The following is a 19,142-nucleotide window of genomic DNA, read 5'->3' as shown; positions in this document are numbered from 1 at the left end:
ACGAGGGTCGTACGAGAGAATCTCGTCCTTCTGCGGGGAGTGCGGGTGGTTTTGGCGGACTCCTCACACAACGCCGCGGCGCGTCTTCACACCCTCTTCATGCGCACCCCCGCATCCGCTTCGCGTACACGCGGAGTGCTGTGGCGCTCCTCGGCACAGTTCGCCGGCCCGGACTGGCTGGACCGGGCGCACGTACTGCTGATCTCAACGCTGGGCTTCGGTCTGCTCGTAGCGCTGCCGCTGCTCCTGCGCAGGGAACTGCGCGTTCGCCGCACGAGTGAGGAGGCCGGCGATGCACCGGCGACATGACATCACCACTGCGACCTGGATCGCGTGGGTGGCGGCAGTGTCCCTGCTGGCCACCGGCTGTCTTGAACAGCCTGCCGGAGACAGCGCTCCACCGGTCGCAGGCCCGACGGCCGGACCGGCCGGACCGGCCGGACCGGCCGGACCGGCCTGCGACCGGCACCGCGAAGAAGGGCACGGACGGGGTACAGCGGATCACTGTCACCGTTGAGGAGTGTCCAGCGGCCTTGCGCACGATCGCCACCGAGCGGGCCTCAGAGCTTCACCGCGATGAGCGCGACTCGCACCGTGGGTGAGACGCACCAGCGCCTGCTTTCCTGCAGTCGCCTGCCCGGGCGGTAGGGGAAGGGATCGATCGATACTCACCGTTACGCGGACAGCGGCGTCCGCCGGCGGCGGATAGCGTGCCATTTTCGCAGGTCAGGGCCGCGTCGTGGGAGCACGGCGCCGGGGCGGGCCACGCTGCGGACAGCTCTTGACGGCGGTGTCTCGATCACCGTACGGTGCGGCGAACCACAACTGAAAAGACCACCGACGATTCTGCGCGGGAGAGCCCACACCCCAGTGGTGTGGCGCCGAAGGAGCAAATCCTCCCCGGAAACTCTCAGGCCTCGTTACCGCGCAGTGGAGGTGGACTCTGGAAAGCAGACGCTCATGCGTCTCGCCCACGGTGCAAGCCGCGCTCGTCGCGGTGAAGCTCTCAGGCCAATGACAGAGGGGGAGGCTCACTCGATCGCGTGCCCCGTTCGACGGTGCGCGCCAGGCCCGAGGAGCCTCCATGACGCACCCCGACTCTCCCCCCGACGCCCCGTCCCGCCAGCCGCTCGCCGCTCTGGAACTGGCCGCGCCCTTCTCCGTACGCCACATCGGACCAGACGCCGAAGAGCCGTTCCGCGTCCCGCACGGTGGGGGAGGGCCCGGCGTCGGCCCCATCGCCGTACGCGAGCACCTCGCACCGTATCTGCCCTCACACCCGATGCACCCGGATCCCGCCCAACGCGACGGCGGGGGGCCGGTGTCGGCAGCCCCCTACGGATCCACCTCGATCCTCCCGATCACCTGGGCCTGCATCCGGATGATGGGAGCCGACGGGCTCACCATCGACCGGTTCTGCGACAGCATGATCGCCATCCGCCGGGGGATCGACAAGGTGGGCGACGCGGTATGGCCGAAGGACGACAATCCGCTGGTTAACACGCCCCACACGGCACAGATGCCGGCCCGCGACGGGGAGCGTCCCTACAGCCGGAACACCGCGGCATACCCGATGACGACCACCAGCCGTAACAAGTACTGGCCCCCCGTCCGCCGTGTCGACGGCGCGCACGGCGACCGCAATCTCCTCTGCTCCTGCCCGTCGATCGACGCCCACGAGAGCTGACACCGCCGCACAAGGCCGGCGGTGCGTCGCGCTGCGACACCACCACCCTGCTGCCCCTGCCCGGCTTCACACCACCTGTCTGAGCGGCACCGTCCCGAACTGGCCGGTGCCCCCAGCGACCCACGGAGGATGGCATGGCCATCAGCGTATTCGACCTCTTCTCCATCGGTATCGGACCCTCCAGTTCCCACACGGTCGGCCCGATGCGCGCCGCCCGGATGTTCGTGCTCAGCCTCCAACGCGACGGCCTGCTCCCTCGCACCGCCTGCGTACGTGCCGAACTCTTCGGCTCGCTCGGCGCGACAGGACACGGCCATGGCACGCCGAAGGCCGTACTGCTGGGTCTGGAAGGCCACTCCCCGCGCACGGTGGACGTGGAGAGCGCCGACGAGGAGGTCGCACGTATCCGTGGCACCCAGCGGCTGCGGCTGCTGGGCGCCGAGACAGGCACCGCCCACGAGATCGACTTCGACGAGTCGACCGGACTGATCCTGCACCGCCGCCGCACGCTGCCATACCACGCGAACGGCATGACTCTCTTCGCCTACGACACCACCGGTGCGCCGCTGCTGGAGAAGACGTACTACTCGGTGGGCGGCGGCTTCGTCATCGACGAGGACGCGGTGGGCGAGGACCGCATCAAGCTCGACGACACCGTCCTGAAGTACCCCTTCCGGACAGCGGCGGAACTACTGAGCCTCAGCCGCGAGACGGGCCTGTCGATCCCCTCTCTGATGCTGGAGAACGAGAAGGCCTGGCGCACCGAGGACGAGATCCGCACCGGGCTGCTGGAGATCTGGCAGGTCATGCAGGCGTGTGTGGCGCGGGGGTTGTCCCGTGAGGGAATCCTGCCCGGCGGTCTGAAGGTCCGCCGGCGGGCCGCCAACGCCGCCCGGGCCCTGCGCTCCGAGGGGGATGCGGCCGCCCGGGCGACGGAGTGGACCACGCTCTACGCGATGGCCGTGAACGAGGAGAACGCGGCCGGGGGCCGGGTGGTGACCGCCCCCACCAACGGCGCGGCCGGCATCATCCCCGCCGTCCTGCACTACTACATCAACTTCGTGCCCGGCGCCGACGAGGACGGGGTCGTCCGCTTCCTGCTCGCGGCCGGCGCCATCGGCATGCTCTTCAAGGAGAACGCCTCCATCTCCGGCGCCGAGGTCGGCTGCCAGGGCGAGGTCGGCTCGGCCTGCTCCATGGCCGCCGGCGGCCTCGCCGAGGTCCTCGGCGGCTCCGTCGAACAGGTGGAGAACGCCGCGGAGATCGGCATGGAGCACAACCTGGGCCTGACCTGCGATCCCGTCGGCGGTCTCGTCCAGATCCCCTGCATCGAGCGCAACGGCATGGCCGCGGTCAAGGCCGTCACCGCCGCCCGTATGGCGCTGCGCGGTGACGGCCGCCACCACGTCTCCCTCGACAAGGTCATCAAGACCATGAAGGACACCGGCGCCGACATGAAGGTCAAGTACAAGGAGACGGCGCGGGGCGGGCTCGCGGTCAACGTCATCGAATGCTGACCCGGCGGACTTCACCGCCCGTTCCGTTCCGGCCGTTCCGCTCTGGCCGTTGCCGCTTCGTGCCCCTCCCCTCCGCTCTTGCCGCTTCTTCTCCGAGAGGAACCACTCGCCCATGCCATCCTCTGCTTCCACCCACCTCCGCGGGGCACCACCGCCACCAACCCCCACGGCCACGGCGAATCCCGGATACGTAACCCCCTCCACCGATACGGACCCCGAGGTCGCGGCGGTCGTCGCGGCAGAACTGCGGGAACGGCAGCAGTCCTTGGCGATGACTGCTGCGGGGGAGAGCAGTTTCGCCACGCCCCCGGCGCAGGCGGCGCTCGAACGCCTTGCGGTCAGCCGGGCGAAGGCCCTCTTCGGCGGGAAATACGCCCAGGTACTGCCGAAGACGGGAGTCCCGGCCCACGAGGCAGCACTCACCGCCCTGTTGGCCCCCGGAGACACCGTCCTCTGCGCTGGCCACTCCTTTGGTGGCCGGGGTGTGCACGGCACCCTCGTCGCCCTGGCCGGCCGGCCCTACGACGTCGTCCCGTACCCACTTCGGGCATCCGACGGTCTGGTCGACATGGCGGAAGTGGCTCGCCTTGCCCGGGCCCACCTGCCCGCGGTGATCGTCGCGGGCGGGGCAACCCACCCCCGCATTCCGGATCTCGTGGGCTTCCGACAGGTCGCGGACGAGGTCGGTGCCCTGCTGATGGTCGATATGACGCGCTTCGCGGGCTTGGTCGCGGCAGGCCTGCAGCCGACTCCGCTGTCCGGTGCCCACGTCGTCACCGCCGACCTGCACGGGATACTGGACGGCGCCGGTGGCGGGGTGCTGCTCACCGACGACCGGCACCTCGCCACGCGGATGGCCTCGACAACCGCCGCCCGCCGGACGAGCGGGCCTCCGGGGCAGTTCCTCGCGGCGCAAGCGGTCGCCCTCCGCGGGGCCATGTCGTCGGAGTTCCGGGACCGGCAGGAGCGCGCGCTCCGTGGCGCCCGCATTCTCGCCGGGCGGCTCCTCGCCGATGACGTGGCCGAGACCGGGGCCCGGGTGGTCACCGGCTCGACCGAGACGCCGCTTGTGCTCATCGATCTCGCGTATGCGTCGCTGGACGCCGGACGGGCCGGGGAGCGTCTGCGCTCGCTCGGCATCAGGCCGGACAGCTCGGAGAAGAACGGCCTGTGCCTCGGTACCACGCCACTGGCCGTCCGTGGATTCGATGACGCGTCCTTCCGCGAAATCGCCGACGTGATCGCCCGAGCCCTCACACACGAACCCCACGCCACCGCCATGGCCGAGCTGAGCGCTCGCGTAGCTGCACTGACGCAGCGTCATCCCCTCGCGTCCGCAGACACCCAGCCTGAAGAGGAGTAAGCCCCCATGACCCCCGCGAAGCCCCTGAACCAGCATTTCGACGTTCTCGTCATCGGCGGCGGACCCGGCGGCTACGTCGCCGCCATCCGCGCTGCTCAGCTCGGCCGTACGGTCGCCCTCGTCGACAAGGAGCGCCCCGGTGGCGTCTGTCTCAACTGGGGCTGCATTCCGACCAAGGCCATGCTGCGCTCGGCGGAAGTCCTGGAGACCGTGCGCGGCGCCGAGGAGTTCGGCGTGCTCACAGAGGGAGTGCGGCTGGACTACTCCGCCGTTCTGAAGCGCAAGGACGGGATCGTCAGCCGGCTGACGGACGGCATCGCGCATCTCCTCAAGGCCAACGGCGTGACCGTGGTGAACGGCCATGCACGGTTCACCGATCCGCACACCGTCGCCGTCCACGAAACCGGCCCCTCGCCCCTTGGCGAAGACGGCCCGCTCTACGCCGCACCCCCGACGCCGCAGCCGGCGCGGGAAACCCTCTCCGCGGACGACATCATCATCGCCACCGGGTCCCAGCCGCTCATGCCGGACCTCCCGGGCTCCGATCTTCCCGGCGTCATCACCTCCGACGGCGCTTTCCTGCTGCCGGAGGTCCCGGCACGGGCCGTTGTGGTCGGAGGGAGCGCGGTCGGCGCGGAATGGGCGAGCCTGTTCCGCACGTTCGGCGCCGAGGTCACCCTCGTCGAGATGGCGCCGACGCTCCTGCCGGCCGAGGACGCAGAGATCGGACGCACCCTCACCCGGTCCTTCACCAAGCAGGGGATCAAGGTTCTTACCCGGCACACCGTCACGGCCATCGAAGGGCAGGGCGGAGGGCAGGGCGAAGGCGACGGAGAGGGCGAAGGCGACGGAATTCAGCTCCGGGCGCTGGTGACCGACGCCAACGGCCAACCCGTAGAGACTCTCCCCGCCGACATCGTCCTCTTCGGCGTCGGACGCCGTCCCAACACCGCCGGACTCGACCTGGAGAAGGCCGGAGTGCACACGGACGACCGGGGCTACATCCCGGTCACTGACCGGTTGCGCACCAACATCCCGCACATCGCTGCGATCGGAGATGTGACGGGCCGCATCCAGCTCGCACACGTCGCCTCCCACCAGGCCCTGGTGGCGGCGTCCGTGGTGAGCGGCCATGACGAACGCATCGACTACCGGGCCGTACCGGCAGCCACCTTCACCCGCCCGGAGGTGGCGAGCGTCGGCCTGACGGAGGCCCAAGCACGCGAAGCCGGCCACGAGACCACCACCGCACGCTTCCCGTTCGCCGCTCTGGGGCGCGCTCACGCGTATGGCGCTACGGACGGCATGGTCAAGGTGGTCGCCGACCGGTCGAGCGGTGCGGTCCTGGGTGCGCACATCATCGGTCCCGGCGCGAGCGACCTGATAGCGGAGGCGGCGCTCGCCGTGACGCACGGCGTGACTCTGACGGGCCTCGCCGACACCATCCACGCCCACCCGACCCTTGGCGAGGCCACCATGGAGGCGGCGATGGGAGCCCTCGGCCTCCCGCTCCACACCGCGCCCGTCCGCCGCAGAGGATGAGCAGCGGTTAGCGGTTACCCCCCTGGGCTGGGACCGCAACGAGGCCGGGGTGACCGCCACGAGGCCGGGGCGGGACGCCGCCCCGGCCTCGTGGTCCGTCCCGGTATCCCTGCGGCTTCCGCCCGGAGGTGCGCTGTGCGACCAGCCTGGACTCGCCCCCACCGCACGCCTGTTGGAGGAGCCGACCGGGAGCCGGCGACCGGGAGCCGGCCGGGAGCGAGCCGAAGGAGCGATGAGGACAATCGCCACCTTCTTGGCGCGGACGCCTGCATGACGGTGAGGAAGCCCTGCGGCCTCGCCCTGGCGGAAAACCACGGGGCACACCTACGGCATGCGAAAACATGGAGCATGCGACCGGACGACTGGCAACTCACCGAAGACGTCGACGACTTCCTCGCCCGAGCCGGAGACTTCCTGCGCTCACGGCCCGACCTGCACACCATGCCGCTGACGGTGACCGAGAAACTGCGCACACACGGGGCGGACGCATTCGGCGCCCAACCCACCGTATTCGGCCGACTGGAGCGAGCGGGCACGGTCCGCGCCACCTTCCACCGCCTCCCGTCCCGCGGACTGAGCGTCACCTCCCTCACCCCCGAGCAAGCCGACACCCTCGCCGCCCACCTGGCCGCCCTCGGGCACTCCCTTCCCTACGTCAGCGCGGACCACAGCACCGCCACTGCTTTCGCCGAGGCATGGCAGCGGCACACAGGCGCAGCGCCGACCCTCAGCAAGCGGATCCGTCTGTACCGTCTCGGCACACTCACCCCACCGGAGCCGCTCCCGGAGGGCCGGCACCGAGTCGCGGGCGAGCAGGACCACAAGCAAGTCGTCTGCTGGTGCGGCGAGTTCGTTGACACCGTCGGAGAAGTCCCCACCGTGGACGCCGGCTCCTGGGCCGGCTCGCGCTTCGCCGACAAACACTTCACCTTCTGGGAGACCCCGGACGGCACTCCCGTCTCCATGGCGGCCGTGACCTCGATGCTCGCCGGCATGGTCCGGGTGGACCCCGTCTACACCCCGGCTCGCCTCCGCGGCCGTGGCTACGCGGGCGCCGTGACGGTCGAGGTGAGCAGGGCCGCGCTCACCGCAGGCGCGAGAGACGTCGTCCTGTTCGCGGACCCTGCCAACCTCACCAGCAACGCCCTCTACCAGCGCATCGGATACGTCCCGATCACCGACTTCGCCGTGTACGACTTCTCCCGTGCCGCACCGGACGTCAGTTGAGAACTAACGAACTTGCTGCTCAGGGCATCAGATACTGGGAACGGACACGCGTCTTGCGTACGGTTCAGGTCGCGCTGCACCTCTCCAGGGAGCGGCCCACGCTCGACGGCCTTGACCGGTATGTCTCGGCCGCCGAACGGGCGGCCGAGGCCGGTCAGTGGAACGAAGCGGCTACCTGTTCTCTGGACTTCCACCGCGGTGTGGTGCACCTGATCGGTAGTGACCGGCTCGACCGCTTCTTCCTCACCACCGTTGCCCAGCTGCGCCTCGCCTTCTGCGAGGTGCCGATCGAAGCGGAATTCCAGAGTCAGTGATTACCAGGAAAGAGAGCACACCGATGGTCAGCACCGAAGCCGCGTACCAGGCCACCAAGGGCGGCCCCCTCGACGTCGACAAGGCCTTCTACGACCGGGTCTCCGGCAGCTCCGGAGACCGCCGGCTGGTCGACAGCTTCACCATCCCGATCCGCTCCGGCCGCGCCTGGGAAGTACCCGCCGGCCATCTGTGCCGCATCGTCACCGTGGACGGGCCGCAGGTCGGTGACTTCAACGTCTGGAACCGCCACGACCCGCGCGAACGCCTCTGGGCCGCACGCACCCGTCAGCTGCAGCGCGCCCACGTCAGCACCTACGACCGCCTGTGGTCCAACCTCCCCTTCCTGCGCCCGCTGCTGACCGTCACCGACGACACGCTCGCCGGCTACGGCACCGACAACGAGGGCGGCAGGGTGCACGATCTGCTCGGCACCCGCTGCGACCCGTACGTCAACCGCATGCTCACCGGTGAGGACTTCGACTTCCACTGCCACTCGAACCTGGTGCGCGCAGTGCTGCCGTACGGGCTGACGGAGTTCGATGTGCACGACGTCCTCAATGTCTTCCAGTGCACCGGACTCAACGAGAACGACCAGTACTTCATGAAGGACTGCCCGGCCCGGCCCGGTGACCACTTCGAGTTCTTCGCCGAACTCAACCTGCTCTGCGCGCTGTCCACCTGTCCCGGCGGCGATCTGTCCGTGCCGCTGTGGGGACCGGACGCGGGCGACCCGCTCGACGTGTGTCATCCGATCGACATCGAGGTCTACGAGGTCGACGCCGAACTCCTCGACGACTGGGCACCCCCGCAGCGTGCCGCTTACCGCAACCTCCACGGCATGAACCTCCCTGTCTGGAAGGGCTGACCATGGCACCAGACCTGACCGGCGCCCCCGGCCGCCGGTTTGGGCGCCCGAACCCTCGCCCCCCGGAACCCTCGCCCTCCGATGAGCCCGGCTCCCGCAGCGAGTGTCAGTGGTCACGCCTACTCTCCTGACTGACCGGAGACCAAGCGTGACCACCGCTTCCGACTCAAGGGGCCCAGCATGACCAGCATCTTCACCGTGTCCATCGACTCCGTCGAAGGCTCGACCCTCCGTGGGAGGGTGCACATCATCAACCCCGACGTCCCCTCCGTGCCGCGGAAGTCCGTCTTCCCCCTGTCTCTCCTGGTCGACGCCTGGTGGCACCTGGACCGTGGATTTCTGCACGACGAAGACGATGAGGAGGAAGGCGGAGACCGATACCCCTTCACCGCGGACCAGGGCAACGACATCACGGCAAGCATGCGGCTGAAGGACGAGTTCTCGAAGCTCTACGAACTCATCCTCGGCAAGCACATACGCGTCACCGAAGACGGATACCTGCTCGCGGACGACGGCAAGACCGTGCTCGAACCCAGGCGCAAAGCGAAAGACGTGTACCAGCTGGACAGCGGCAGGGGGCACGACGGCATTTCGCACTTCGTGATGACTTCCGGCAACGCCGAGGAGTTCTCCCAAGGGGCCGCCGACATCGTGACCCTCTACGACATCAGCCCCTACCGCAACGTCCCCCTGCGAAGTGAGGTCGCAGCGCTGGAAAACCCGGACGAGCCCTGGGACCCGGAGGAGCCCTGGGGCCCGGAGGAGCCGGACGGCCCCGCCGACCTGGACGACTACACCGTATGGAAGCTTCTGCGGACCTGTTCCTTCGCCGAGCTGCCTTATGCAGAGATCGCGGTGACGGTCAGCGACGCGGGCTACCTGGAGCACATGGTCGCCGGCATGCGCTGGTCGACGACCATGACGGGGCATGTGTGCTGAAAACCCCGTGAGGCCGAGTCGTTCAGCGCCTGCTTACGGGGGACGGGATGCATGGCACGACGCCACTACGGCGACGTGCCGGAGCCAGGCCGTACTGGCGCAGCAGGGGTCTCACCGGGGTGATGCACCGTGAGAAACCGGCTTGCTGTCGTGACGCACCGGGTACCGCAGACGTATGCGGATGTGGAGAGAGGTCTTGGGGTGGGGGCGCTGGACGGAGGCTCTTCTTCCGGGCGTGGTGAGGCGCGTGTTGGAGGGTGCGGAGCCTCAGCCACGATGGATGCCGCGGCATGTGCTGACGGTGGTGTCGGCCGATGTCGACACCACCACCGGCGTCGGGGCGGTCTGGCTCGTGTGGTACCCGAAGTTCCCGTGGGCGCGGGAGCACACGGCGCTGCTGGAGTGGTACGACGAGCAGTGGGAGTACGTGGGTGGCGGTAGTGGCACGGTGAATGACCCTCCCGACGTCGATGTGATCGAGCTCTGCGGCGGCGGGTGCGCACTCAGCCTCACCCGCTGCCTTGACGCGCCCCGCTCCGTCGACACGGCCCCACGGATCCACTGCGTCGAAGTCCACCTCGGGCCGGGCGTCGGCCAAATCCTCTTCGGCAACCGCAGGATCGACGCTCCCGAGCAGCGCAAGCTCATCGCCGCCTGGATGTCCCCCCACGCCAGCCGCAGCGCTCGTCCCGTCATCGTGGCTCTCGGACACGACGGCACCGAGCTCTCCCGCATCGGCCCCTACAACACCCTGGACACCCACACCTGGGCACGGCTGGCAGAGGAGTCGTAGACGGTCTGCCGGCGCCGGCCCACACTCGGCGGAGGGGTCCCGGCGCGGACCGCGAAGCCCGGGCAGGCAGGCACCTGCGCCCACGGTCCTCCTGCTCGTCGGAAGGCGATCAATCGATGAATCGATCAATCGGTCCATCACGATGTCCTGGCCGAGTCAGGAGCTCGTGAGGATGACGAGTTGCTGGGTCGCCCGGGTCATCGCGACATAGCGGTCGACCACTCCTTCTACCCCCTTGCCGAACTCCTCTGGGTCCACGAGTACGACCAGGTCGAACTCGAGGCCCTTGGAGAGTTCCGGGGTCAGCGACCGGACGCGGGATGTCGCCCGGAACGTGGGATCGCCGATGACGCAGGCAATCCCGTCGGCATGCGCAGCGAGCCAGGTGTCGAGGATCGCGTCCCGATCCGCAACGGCTCCGTGGACGACGGGGATGCCGCTGCTGCGGATGGAGGTCGGCACATTGGCGTCCGGGAGCTCGGCCCGGATGACCAGCTCGGCTTCCGCCATCACCTCTTCCGGTGTGCGGTAGTTGACGCTCAGGGAAGCCACCTCGATCCGGTCGAGCCCGATCCGTTCGAGCCGTTCCTGCCACGACTCCGTGAATCCGTGCCTGGCCTGGGCGCGGTCCCCGACGATGGTGAAGCTCCGGGACGGGCAGCGGAGCAGCAGCATCTGCCACTCCGCGTCGGTCAGTTCTTGCGCCTCGTCCACGATGATGTGCGCGAACGGGCCGGCGAGGAGGTCCGGTTCGGCGCTGGGCAGGGCGGACTCGTCGATCAGGGTGTTCTGCAGGTCCTGTCCGCGCAGCATCCCCACCGCGCCTTCGCTCTCGTCGATCTCGGTGTCCTGCAGGATGCCGTCGATGACGTCGGCCCTGCGCGCACGTTCGGCGGCGACCGCGGCCTCGTGCCGGCGCTTGCGTACGGATGCCTCCGGGTCGCCGAGCCGCTGCCGTGCCGCATCCAGAAGCGGCAGGTCGGACACCGTCCAGGCCTGGGCGTCCTTCCGCTGCAGCTTGCGCACGTCATCGGGGCCGAGCCAGGGAGCGCACTTGCGCAGGTAGGCGGGCACCGACCACAGATCTCCGACGAGGTCGCTCGCTTCGAGCATCGGCCACGCACGGTTGAGGGTCCGGATCAGCTCTCGGTCCTGCAGCAGCGACCTCCGGAGCAGGTCGGGCGAGGCGTCGCTGTCGTCCTTGTCAATCAGGATCGTGAGCAGCTCCTCCCGGATCTGGTCACGCGCCTCATTGTGCGGAGTACCTGGTTCCACCGCTTCGAACGCCGCCGCCCAGTCGTCGGCGCTCAGCCAGATGTCGGACCAGTGGGTCGAAACCGTCATCCCCTCGGTGGGCGGCTCCTCGTAGATACCGACGGCCGGCTCGATCGCCTTCACCAGGTCCGCGGACGACTTCAGAAGGGCCACGCCCGGGTCGGTCTCGGTCGCTGCTCCGGCTCCCTCGGCGACGAGGTCCCGCAGGGTGCAGGTCTGTACGCCCTCCTCTCCCAGGCTGGGCAGGACATCGGCGACGTAGGCCAGGTAGGGCTGGTGCGGACCGACGAACAGCACGCCGCCCCGACGGTGACCGAGGCGAGGGTCGGAGTAGAGGAGATGGGCGGCGCGGTGCAGTGCCACGACGGTCTTGCCCGTACCCGGGCCACCGTCGACGACCAGAGTGCCGCGGGATCCCGCCCGGATGATGGCGTCCTGATCGGCCTGGATGGTGGCGAGCACATCGCGCATCCGGGCCGACCGGTTGCTGCCCAGACTGGCGATGAACGCGGACTGGTCGTCCAGCGCGGCGTGCCCTTCGAGCCCGTCCGCGGTGAACACCTCGTCCCAGTAGTCGCTGATCCGGCCACGGGTCCAGCGATACCTGCGGCGGCTTGCCAGACCCATCGGGTTGGCGTGCGTCGCTGCGAAGAACGGCTCGGCCGCGGGAGAGCGCCAGTCGAGCAGCAGCCGACGCCCCGCGCTGTCGGTGAGACCAAGGCGTCCGATGTACACGGGCTCGGGATGGTCCGTACCGACGATGTGCCCCAGACAGAGGTCCAAACCGAAGCGACGCAAGGCGCGCAGGCGACCGGTCAGCCGGTGGATCTCCGCGTCCCGGTCCATCGCCGCCCGGCCGATGCCGCCGGGAGCCCTGCGCTCGGCCGCAAGACGGTCGGACAGTTCGGCGATTGCTTGCTGGAGGCTCTCCGCGATGGCCGCGAAGTGCTGCTCGTCGCCATCGATCAGGGCCGGGTCGGCCTTGGGGGAGAGGTGGTGGGGAAGGTCGAACGCGCTGGTGGTCAGGGGATTCATGTCATCAGCTCCGGTCCGCGGTAGCTGCCGCGACGTCCGCCGGCCCGCACACCAGCACCCCGGTGTCGAGTGCCCGCAACCGCGGCGCGCGTCCCCCCAACGGCTCGATGTCACCGCACGACTCATCACCAGACAAAAGCATGCACACTTCGCGAATCTCTCATTTCTGCAGGTTCCGACCTCGGCCCGCGATTCTGCCCCACCACCGGGGCCTTGCCGCAAGCCCCCCAGTGCGCTATAAGTTGAGAGTGGCAAGGAGTGGGTACTCCTCTTTGCCCTTCCTCGCCCGCAGTGAACGGGCAAGCCCTTCGCAAGGCGGCGGCGACGCGTTACGTATGGCGGTTCGTCGGCCCAGGAGGATCTCCCATAGGCCTCCATACGGCTGCGGAATGAGGAGCTCTCACCAATTCAGCAAGGCGCTGAGGCCTGCGGCTGTCCCCGGCCGACTGGACCACCTTGAGGTGTCCGGACTGGTCGCGATCGGCTCCCCACCACATCAGGGAGTCAGCTGCCGCGGATCGCCAGGGGCGGGCCCGGGGGTCAGGCGAGTGAAGTACTCGGTCGAGATGATCTGGTGGCGGATGTCCTCGGGCAGGCGGGAGAGGAGCCCGGGCAAGGAGCGCTCGCGTGCCACCTCTCCTTCGTGTGCGAGGATCGCGCGCCACTTCCGCTCGAGCCAGGGCGTCACGTCCACGATCGCGGTGACGTATTCGTCCGGCACGCTGAGCAACGTCTTGCCGACCCCTGTCAGGAGCGGGGCCAGGGCGCCGACCCCGGAGCGGGGATGGGTGGCCGCGTAGAGGGCGCTGGTCTGCCAGGGGGCCCCGGTCTCTGGGTAGAGGTGTGCGAGTCCGGCGGCCTCGACGGCGAGAACGGCCACCCGGTGGGTGTGGCGGTGGTCCGGATGGCCCGTCAGCTGGCCGAGGGCATCGTGAGTGACGACGATGTCGGGGCGGAACTCTCGGAGTGGTCCGACGAGTTCGGCGATGACGTCGTCGAGCGGCGCGTCGCAGAACCGGGGGCGCCCGGGCGCGGACTCGGGGTTGCGGGCGTCGGCATACCCGAGCATGCGTGGTGCGCCGGCACCGAGGATCCGCAGGGCGTGGGTGAGCTCGATGGCCCTGGGGCTGTCCGGGGCCCAGGTGGTGGTAACGACCGCGGTGCGCGCGCCCGCCGCGGCGTGCTGGGCGAGGACACCGCCGGCGGACAGGGACTCGTCGTCGGGATGTGCGAACACCCCGAGCAGGGACGGGGGAGGGGACGGTGGCACGTGGCGGATCTTTCTCGCGACGGAATGGCCGGGTGGCTGGGAGGGCTCAGATGACGGGTGGACGGCCGGCGGCGGTCAGACGCCACACGGTCCGCCAGCTCATGGGGCGGCGCTGCTGTTCGTGGCGGCGGGCCCAGCCCTCGCGCTTGCCGCGGAGAGACTCGCGGACTTGGCCGCCGCGCGCTGAGCGGACCAAGGTGATGACGGTCCAGACGGTCAGGTAGGCGGGGATGAGCGCGGCCGGAAGATTGCGGTAGGCGACCCAGACTCGGTTGCGGGCAGAGCAGCGGTGGAAGAGGGCATGCCGGGCCGGGCTGGTCACCGGATGGTGCATCCGGACCTCGGCCGCGTACCAGCCGATGTATCCCTGAGCCCAGAGCTGTTGTGCCAGCGCGATGCCCTCGTGATAGAGGAAGAACTCGGCCGCCCACCCGCCGGCGGCGTCGAACGCCTCTCGGCGCAGGAGGACGACACCCTCGGTCATCGTGGTGATGATGCCGGACCGTTCCGGATGGCTTGCGCGCAGGCGCGGAACCCAGCGGCGCGGCGTGGTCACGTCGTCGGGACCGGTCAGCCGGGGCTGGACGTACGCAGCCTTGGGGCGGCGTTCGGCTTCGGCGACGAGCCGGGCGAGGACATCGGGGCGCGGGAAGGTGGCGTCGTTGTCGAGGAAGAACAGAAGGCCGGCCGGATCACCGGCCTTGCGGAGCGCTTCGGCGCCGGCGTTGCGTCCGCCGGGAATACCGAGGTTCTCCGGCAGGGCGACGGTGATCGCACCGGGAGGCACGAGTGCGGGTGTGCAGCCGTTGCCGACCACACAGATGCGTAGCTCGACGTTGGTCTGGGCAAGCAGCGTCGCCTGGGCGGCGGCCTCCTCTGTTGGGCGGTCGTTCATGGTCAACAGGACAACATCGATGCGAGGGTCGGGCACGGGGGAGTTCCTCCAGGCCGGCCGTGGTGAAGCCGGATGTGGGGATGGCGCTGGTCAGGGTGTTGGGCTCGGCAGGGGGGGAGGTGTTCGGCCAGTCGGGCGATGAGCGGGGCGAGGGCGGAGTGAACTCCTCTATTGCAGGCCTGCCTGGTGGGGAAAGCGCGATCTCAAGAGCCTCGCCGTCGTCACAGGGTCTCCTCGCGCCGAGGAGCAGAACCGCGCCGCGGTGCGGGCACCACATCTCCGGGGGCCTGGATGAGCCCGTACTGGGCGGCCTGGGCGGCGAACATGCCCCGGTAGAGGCCGTCGTCGGCACTCATGAGCTGGTCGTGGGTGCCCTCTTCGACGACGCGCCCGTGGTCGAGAACGTAGATGTGGTCGGCCTTCGCGGTCGCGGCAAGCCGATGTGTGACCAGCACGACCGCGTGGTCCCGCTCGGCCAGTGCCCACAGCCCTTCGAACGCCGCGATCTCCGCGTGTGGATCGAGTGCCGAGGTGGGTTCATCGACCAAGAAAAACGGCGCATTCCTGTATCGGCTGCGAGCGGCCCCCAGCTTCTGCCACTGACCGCCCGAGAGTTGGACGCCGCGCTCGTACCCCTTGAAGACGATCGAGTCGTATCCGTGCGGCAAACCTGCGATGAGAGCGTGCACGTCGGCGGCTTGCGCTGCCTCTTTGACCCGGTCCATGTCCCGGGGGCGGTTGCCGGCGCCGATGGCGATGTTCGTGGCGGCGGTCATCTCCCAGTGTGGGAAGTCCTGCCCGAGCAGCCCCACCATGCCGAAGACCTCCGTGCGATCGGCCTCGCGGAGCTCGACCCGCCGGCCGGGCTCCCCTTCCCACCACACGCTCCCGTCGGTGGGCAGTAGAAGCCCGGCGAGGATCTTGGTCAAGGTGGTCTTGCCCGAGCCGTTCGCGCCCACCAGCGCCGTCACCGTGCCCCTGCGGACCGACAAGCTCACTCCCTTCAGCGCAGAGGAGTCGGCCCCCGGGTAGGTGAACGAGACGTTCTCCATGTGTACGGCCCGTGTGGGGCAGGGCAAAGGCGTGCCCCTGCGGGGGATCGCGTGTTCGGCGGCCAGCTCGGTGGCGTGCTTGGTGTCGGTGAGGAACAGCAGCTCTTCGTACAGCCGGTTGACCTGCTGGACCAGGGACGTGAGCCGTTCGGTCGAATTGCGGATGGCAATCACCGCGGTCCCGCCGACAGCCAGTGGCAGCCCGCCGGCGGCCAGCAGCCACCAGAGCAATCCGTAGCAGGCCAGCGACGCCAGACCGGCGAAGCCGCCCGCGACCAGGTCCGTGTGTGCCTGCGCCCGCGCCAGCCGCCGCTGCTCCGCCTCCGTCTGCCGGGACATCTCCTCGTACCCCCGCAGCAGCGTCTCCCCGGCCGCGTGTACGCGGATCTCCCCGGCGGCGTGCGGCCGCGTCAGGTACGCCAGCAACGATGAGATGGCACGTCGGTGATCGACCCAATTCAGCCGCGAGGTGTACTCGCGGCGCGCGGAACGCACCGCTCCCCATCCCTTGGGAAACGCGATCGCCAGCAGCATCGGCAGCAAAATCCAGTGCAACGACACCAGTACGACGGCGGCCGCCACCATACCGATCAGCACGCTGCCCACACCCACCGACAGCCGGAGCATGCTGCGGGCCGAATCGGTCCCGAACCGCCCGGCCTCCAAGACCCGCTGGACCTCCGGCCGCTCGGTCGCTTCCACCTCGACCCGGGTGACGGCCGTGTAGTACCGCGCCGATACGGCTCGTTCGACCTGCGGCTCCAGCCGGCCGGACATCGCCGTCGACCATGCCGCCAGCAATGCCGAACCCACCGACACCACCGCCAGGACCACCAGCGACGGCAGGGCTTGACGAAGTTTGTCCGCAGTCGGACCGTCCGCGAACAGCTGAGTCAGGACACGATTGACCGCCACTAGCCCCCACGCGGCCGTCACCCCTTGTCCGACCTGGGCAGTCACGACCCCGGTCAGCGCCCGCCGGTCCACCTCCCATCCGGTGCGCAGCACCATCCCCACCATGCGCGGCAGCGCCGCCGCCATCTGCCCGAACTTCAATCGGGTCAACGCGCCCTCGTAGCGGACGAATGTCTGATCCCAGCGGAGCCGGCCCCCATAGAGCTCGCGCTCCGCGTTCGAGATCCCGTCCGCTGCTGCCGTGCTTCGCGCGCCCTGGTGGGCATCGCGGCGTGGTCCGGCCGATGTCAACGTCGGTTCCCCCTTCGACGGTTGTGTCTGTGTCGTCAGGCTCAACGACGCCGTCGGGATTTCGAACACATGTCTTTCGGTCGGTCTGAGAACCCCGGAACTGAGCGGTTCATGGCGGGGGCGGGAGGCGCGACCCTTGTCCCACAAGCGCTTCCCGGTGAGGGCTGGTTGGCCGAAACGCTGGTGCCCTGTCGAGCGTCGGCTGAGCAGTGACACACCGGCGCTCTCCCTAGGCGGACGCCCTGGGAAGCCGGTCCTCCCGCGGCGGGGGCGGGGTGTTGACGCGTCCCTGAACGACGAGGAGCTGCCCGGCCCCGCACCAATGCCGACAGAAGCACGAAATCCGGGCTCGGTAGGATGTGCGATATGCCGAAACACCTGTTATTTGTGGCCCTTGCAGGGCACGGGCATGTCAATCCCACACTGCCGCTGGTCCAGGAACTCGTGCGGCGAGGGCATCGAGTGGACTACGCCACCAGCGCGGAGCACTCCGAAGCGGTGATCAGTGCCGGGGCGCGCTGGGTGGAGCTGCCTTCGATGGACGCGATGGCGGCGCCGCCACGTGAGTTCGGTCCTGCAGATATCGCCGTTGTCCTGCGCGCCATGTTCGCGGCCATGCGCTCGGCCTACCCGGTGCTGCGAGAGCACTGTGTCACTGAGTCGCCGGACGTGATCTGTTACGACGCAATGAACTGGTTGGTCCGGGTCCTTGCCGAGCAACTGGGTCTTCCCGCCGTGCGGTGCATTCCCAACCTCGCCTCGAACGAGGAGTTTTCGCTGTTCGCCGGCTTCATGGGCGACCATGGCGAGGAGAATCCCCTGACCGCCGCACTCGCCGACGACTGTGCGGAGTTCTCCGCCGAGCACGGCGTCGTGCTCGACCCGGCGAACCTCCTGGATGTCATCGAGAAGCTCAACCTCGTCTTCATACCGAGGGAGTTCCAGCCCGCGGGTGACACCTTCGACGAGCGCTTCCACTTCATCGGCCCCTCGTTGGGCAGTCGGGAGCATGACGAACCCTGGTCGCCCGCCGACCCCGACGCCCCTGTCCTGTTCATCTCGCTGGGGACGGTCTTCAACGACCGGCCCGAGTTCTACCGCACCTGCATCGAGGCCTTCGGCGGAGGGCCGTATCAAGTCGCCATGTCTGTGGGAGGGTTGGACGTCGCCGAGTTGGGCGACATTCCGCCCAACTTTGACGTCCGGCCGCACTTCCCGCAGCCGGCCGTGCTGCGGCATGCTGCAGCCTTCGTCTCTCACGCCGGTATGAACTCCACGATGGAGTCCCTGTATTACGGGGTCGGCCTGATCACCGTTCCGCAGATGCCCGAGCAGGCTGCCAACGCCGGGCGGGTGCAGGAATTGGGGCTCGGCGAGCAACTGGACGCGGCGACGGTGACCGCCGAGTCCCTGCGTGCCGCGGTCGCCCGGGTCACCTCCGACTCCGCGGTACGTGCCAACCTCGACCGGATGCGCAAGGTCATCAGTGAGAGCGGGGGAGCCGTGCGCGGTGTGGATGTGATCGAGGAGTATCTCCGCTGAACCTCCGCTGAACGTCTGCTGCGCCTCGCCTGAGGGATGTCTCGTGACGTCGTGATCAGGCGAGGCCCGCGGGTGAGGGTGAGGGTGAGGGTGAGGGTGTGCGCAGGGGGACACCACGGTGGCCCCTGTGCACCCCCCGCCCTTGTGGGCACCAGTCGTCACCCCGCGCTGTTGTCCTCCGGTACGACCGCCATGGCCTCGACCTCGACGAGGTATTCCGGCTGTGCCAGGGCCTGCACTCCGATCCATGAGGACGGGGGCGGGTTCTCCGTTCCGAAGGTTTCGACGAGGACGCGGCCGATGAGATCCGCCTCGGGACCGGACTCGAAATTCGGAAGGTAGAGACGCAGGATCTGAATGTCGTCCGGGGTGCCGCCGACGGCTTCGAGAGCGATGAACACATGCTTTAGCGCCTGCCGAAGCTGCGCCTCCCGCCCCACCGCCGTCACCTCGTGGTTGCTGTCCCACGCCACCTGCCCGGCGATGTTGACGATCTTTCCCGGTGGGGAGACCGCGACCTGGGAGAAGCCCCACGGCCTGCTGGAGAACAGTTCCTGCGGCTGGAGCGTTTTACGCGGCACGTCACACTTCCTTGTTCACGGATTGCGGGTTGCGGATT

General features: G+C 69.0%; 15 protein-coding genes, 1 pseudogene and 2 riboswitches. Of the genes and pseudogenes, 11 read left to right on the top strand and 5 right to left on the bottom strand.

Annotated features, from left to right (window positions below):
* Positions 1-99 precede the first annotated feature (99 nt).
* The 10 genes and pseudogenes from NUT86_RS02810 (at position 100) to NUT86_RS02765 (ending at position 10,248) form a co-directional block, all read left to right on the top strand.
* The gene (locus NUT86_RS02810) at positions 100-309 is read left to right on the top strand and encodes a hypothetical protein (RefSeq protein ID WP_274733153.1); all 210 of its coding nucleotides are present in this window, start codon (positions 100-102) and stop codon (positions 307-309) included.
* 532 nt (positions 310-841) lie between these two features.
* Positions 842-936: riboswitch (glycine riboswitch) on the top strand.
* Positions 937-1,028: riboswitch (glycine riboswitch) on the top strand.
* A gap of 167 nt (positions 1,029-1,195) precedes the next feature.
* Positions 1,196-1,687, top strand: a pseudogene (locus tag NUT86_RS02805) (hypothetical protein); the annotation flags it as partial.
* A gap of 134 nt (positions 1,688-1,821) precedes the next feature.
* Positions 1,822-3,204: an L-serine ammonia-lyase gene (locus tag NUT86_RS02800; protein ID WP_274733149.1), complete on the top strand. Its 1,383-nt coding sequence runs from the start codon at positions 1,822-1,824 to the stop codon at positions 3,202-3,204.
* A 112-nt stretch (positions 3,205-3,316) separates the two neighbouring features.
* Positions 3,317-4,567: a serine hydroxymethyltransferase gene (locus NUT86_RS02795; RefSeq protein ID WP_159491516.1), complete on the top strand. Its 1,251-nt coding sequence runs from the start codon at positions 3,317-3,319 to the stop codon at positions 4,565-4,567.
* Between the two features lie 6 nt (positions 4,568-4,573).
* Complete coding sequence (lpdA, locus tag NUT86_RS02790) at positions 4,574-6,109, top strand: dihydrolipoyl dehydrogenase (protein WP_274733146.1); 1,536 nt, start codon at positions 4,574-4,576, stop codon at positions 6,107-6,109.
* Positions 6,110-6,457: 348 nt separating this feature from the next.
* Positions 6,458-7,336: a GNAT family N-acetyltransferase gene (locus NUT86_RS02785; protein ID WP_274733144.1), complete on the top strand. Its 879-nt coding sequence runs from the start codon at positions 6,458-6,460 to the stop codon at positions 7,334-7,336.
* 53 nt (positions 7,337-7,389) lie between these two features.
* Positions 7,390-7,650, top strand: a complete 261-nt coding sequence (locus tag NUT86_RS02780) for an FCD domain-containing protein (RefSeq protein ID WP_174876494.1) — start codon at positions 7,390-7,392, stop codon at positions 7,648-7,650.
* 23 nt (positions 7,651-7,673) lie between these two features.
* The gene (locus NUT86_RS02775; protein ID WP_274733140.1) at positions 7,674-8,516 is read left to right on the top strand and encodes an urea carboxylase-associated family protein; all 843 of its coding nucleotides are present in this window, start codon (positions 7,674-7,676) and stop codon (positions 8,514-8,516) included.
* A 180-nt stretch (positions 8,517-8,696) separates the two neighbouring features.
* Positions 8,697-9,455 carry a hypothetical protein gene (locus tag NUT86_RS02770; protein WP_274733139.1) on the top strand — a complete coding sequence of 253 codons (759 nt, stop codon included), beginning with the start codon at positions 8,697-8,699 and terminating at the stop codon, positions 9,453-9,455.
* Between the two features lie 280 nt (positions 9,456-9,735).
* The gene (locus NUT86_RS02765; RefSeq protein ID WP_274733137.1) at positions 9,736-10,248 is read left to right on the top strand and encodes a hypothetical protein; all 513 of its coding nucleotides are present in this window, start codon (positions 9,736-9,738) and stop codon (positions 10,246-10,248) included.
* A gap of 156 nt (positions 10,249-10,404) precedes the next feature.
* On the opposite strand, the gene helR is transcribed toward NUT86_RS02765, so the two are convergent.
* From helR to NUT86_RS02745, 4 genes are all read right to left on the bottom strand, one after another.
* A complete protein-coding gene (gene helR / locus NUT86_RS02760) occupies positions 10,405-12,558 on the bottom strand; it encodes an RNA polymerase recycling motor ATPase HelR (RefSeq protein ID WP_274733136.1) in 2,154 nt (717 codons plus the stop codon).
* Positions 12,559-13,054: 496 nt separating this feature from the next.
* Positions 13,055-13,828, bottom strand: a complete 774-nt coding sequence (locus NUT86_RS02755; RefSeq protein WP_274733135.1) for a PIG-L deacetylase family protein — start codon at positions 13,826-13,828, stop codon at positions 13,055-13,057.
* A 46-nt stretch (positions 13,829-13,874) separates the two neighbouring features.
* The gene (locus NUT86_RS02750; RefSeq protein WP_323182435.1) at positions 13,875-14,759 is read right to left on the bottom strand and encodes a glycosyltransferase family 2 protein; all 885 of its coding nucleotides are present in this window, start codon (positions 14,757-14,759) and stop codon (positions 13,875-13,877) included.
* Between the two features lie 185 nt (positions 14,760-14,944).
* Positions 14,945-16,981, bottom strand: a complete 2,037-nt coding sequence (locus NUT86_RS02745; RefSeq protein ID WP_274740361.1) for an ABC transporter ATP-binding protein — start codon at positions 16,979-16,981, stop codon at positions 14,945-14,947.
* 366 nt (positions 16,982-17,347) lie between these two features.
* On the opposite strand from NUT86_RS02745, the gene NUT86_RS02740 reads away from it, so the two are divergent.
* Positions 17,348-18,523, top strand: a complete 1,176-nt coding sequence (locus NUT86_RS02740; RefSeq protein ID WP_274733133.1) for a macrolide family glycosyltransferase — start codon at positions 17,348-17,350, stop codon at positions 18,521-18,523.
* A gap of 158 nt (positions 18,524-18,681) precedes the next feature.
* On the opposite strand, the gene NUT86_RS02735 is transcribed toward NUT86_RS02740, so the two are convergent.
* A complete protein-coding gene (locus NUT86_RS02735) occupies positions 18,682-19,104 on the bottom strand; it encodes a RidA family protein (protein WP_148588372.1) in 423 nt (140 codons plus the stop codon).
* Between the last annotated feature and the right edge of the window lie 38 nt (positions 19,105-19,142).

Origin of the sequence: Streptomyces sp. G7(2002) (assembly GCF_028870195.1) — a bacterium.
GTDB classification, from domain to species: domain Bacteria; phylum Actinomycetota; class Actinomycetes; order Streptomycetales; family Streptomycetaceae; genus Streptomyces; species Streptomyces nigrescens.
Note: the sequence above shows the minus strand (reverse complement) of the source record. Positions and strands in the feature narration are given on the sequence as shown.

Coding starts and splice junctions, on each gene's coding strand:
- NUT86_RS02810 (WP_274733153.1), top strand. CDS start 100: ATGCGCACCCCCGCATCCGCTTCGCGTACACGCGGAGTGCTGTGGCGC.
- NUT86_RS02800 (WP_274733149.1), top strand. CDS start 1,822: ATGGCCATCAGCGTATTCGACCTCTTCTCCATCGGTATCGGACCCTCC.
- NUT86_RS02795 (WP_159491516.1), top strand. CDS start 3,317: ATGCCATCCTCTGCTTCCACCCACCTCCGCGGGGCACCACCGCCACCA.
- lpdA (WP_274733146.1), top strand. CDS start 4,574: ATGACCCCCGCGAAGCCCCTGAACCAGCATTTCGACGTTCTCGTCATC.
- NUT86_RS02785 (WP_274733144.1), top strand. CDS start 6,458: ATGCGACCGGACGACTGGCAACTCACCGAAGACGTCGACGACTTCCTC.
- NUT86_RS02775 (WP_274733140.1), top strand. CDS start 7,674: ATGGTCAGCACCGAAGCCGCGTACCAGGCCACCAAGGGCGGCCCCCTC.
- NUT86_RS02770 (WP_274733139.1), top strand. CDS start 8,697: ATGACCAGCATCTTCACCGTGTCCATCGACTCCGTCGAAGGCTCGACC.
- NUT86_RS02765 (WP_274733137.1), top strand. CDS start 9,736: ATGCCGCGGCATGTGCTGACGGTGGTGTCGGCCGATGTCGACACCACC.
- helR (WP_274733136.1), bottom strand. CDS start 12,558: ATGAATCCCCTGACCACCAGCGCGTTCGACCTTCCCCACCACCTCTCC.
- NUT86_RS02740 (WP_274733133.1), top strand. CDS start 17,348: ATGCCGAAACACCTGTTATTTGTGGCCCTTGCAGGGCACGGGCATGTC.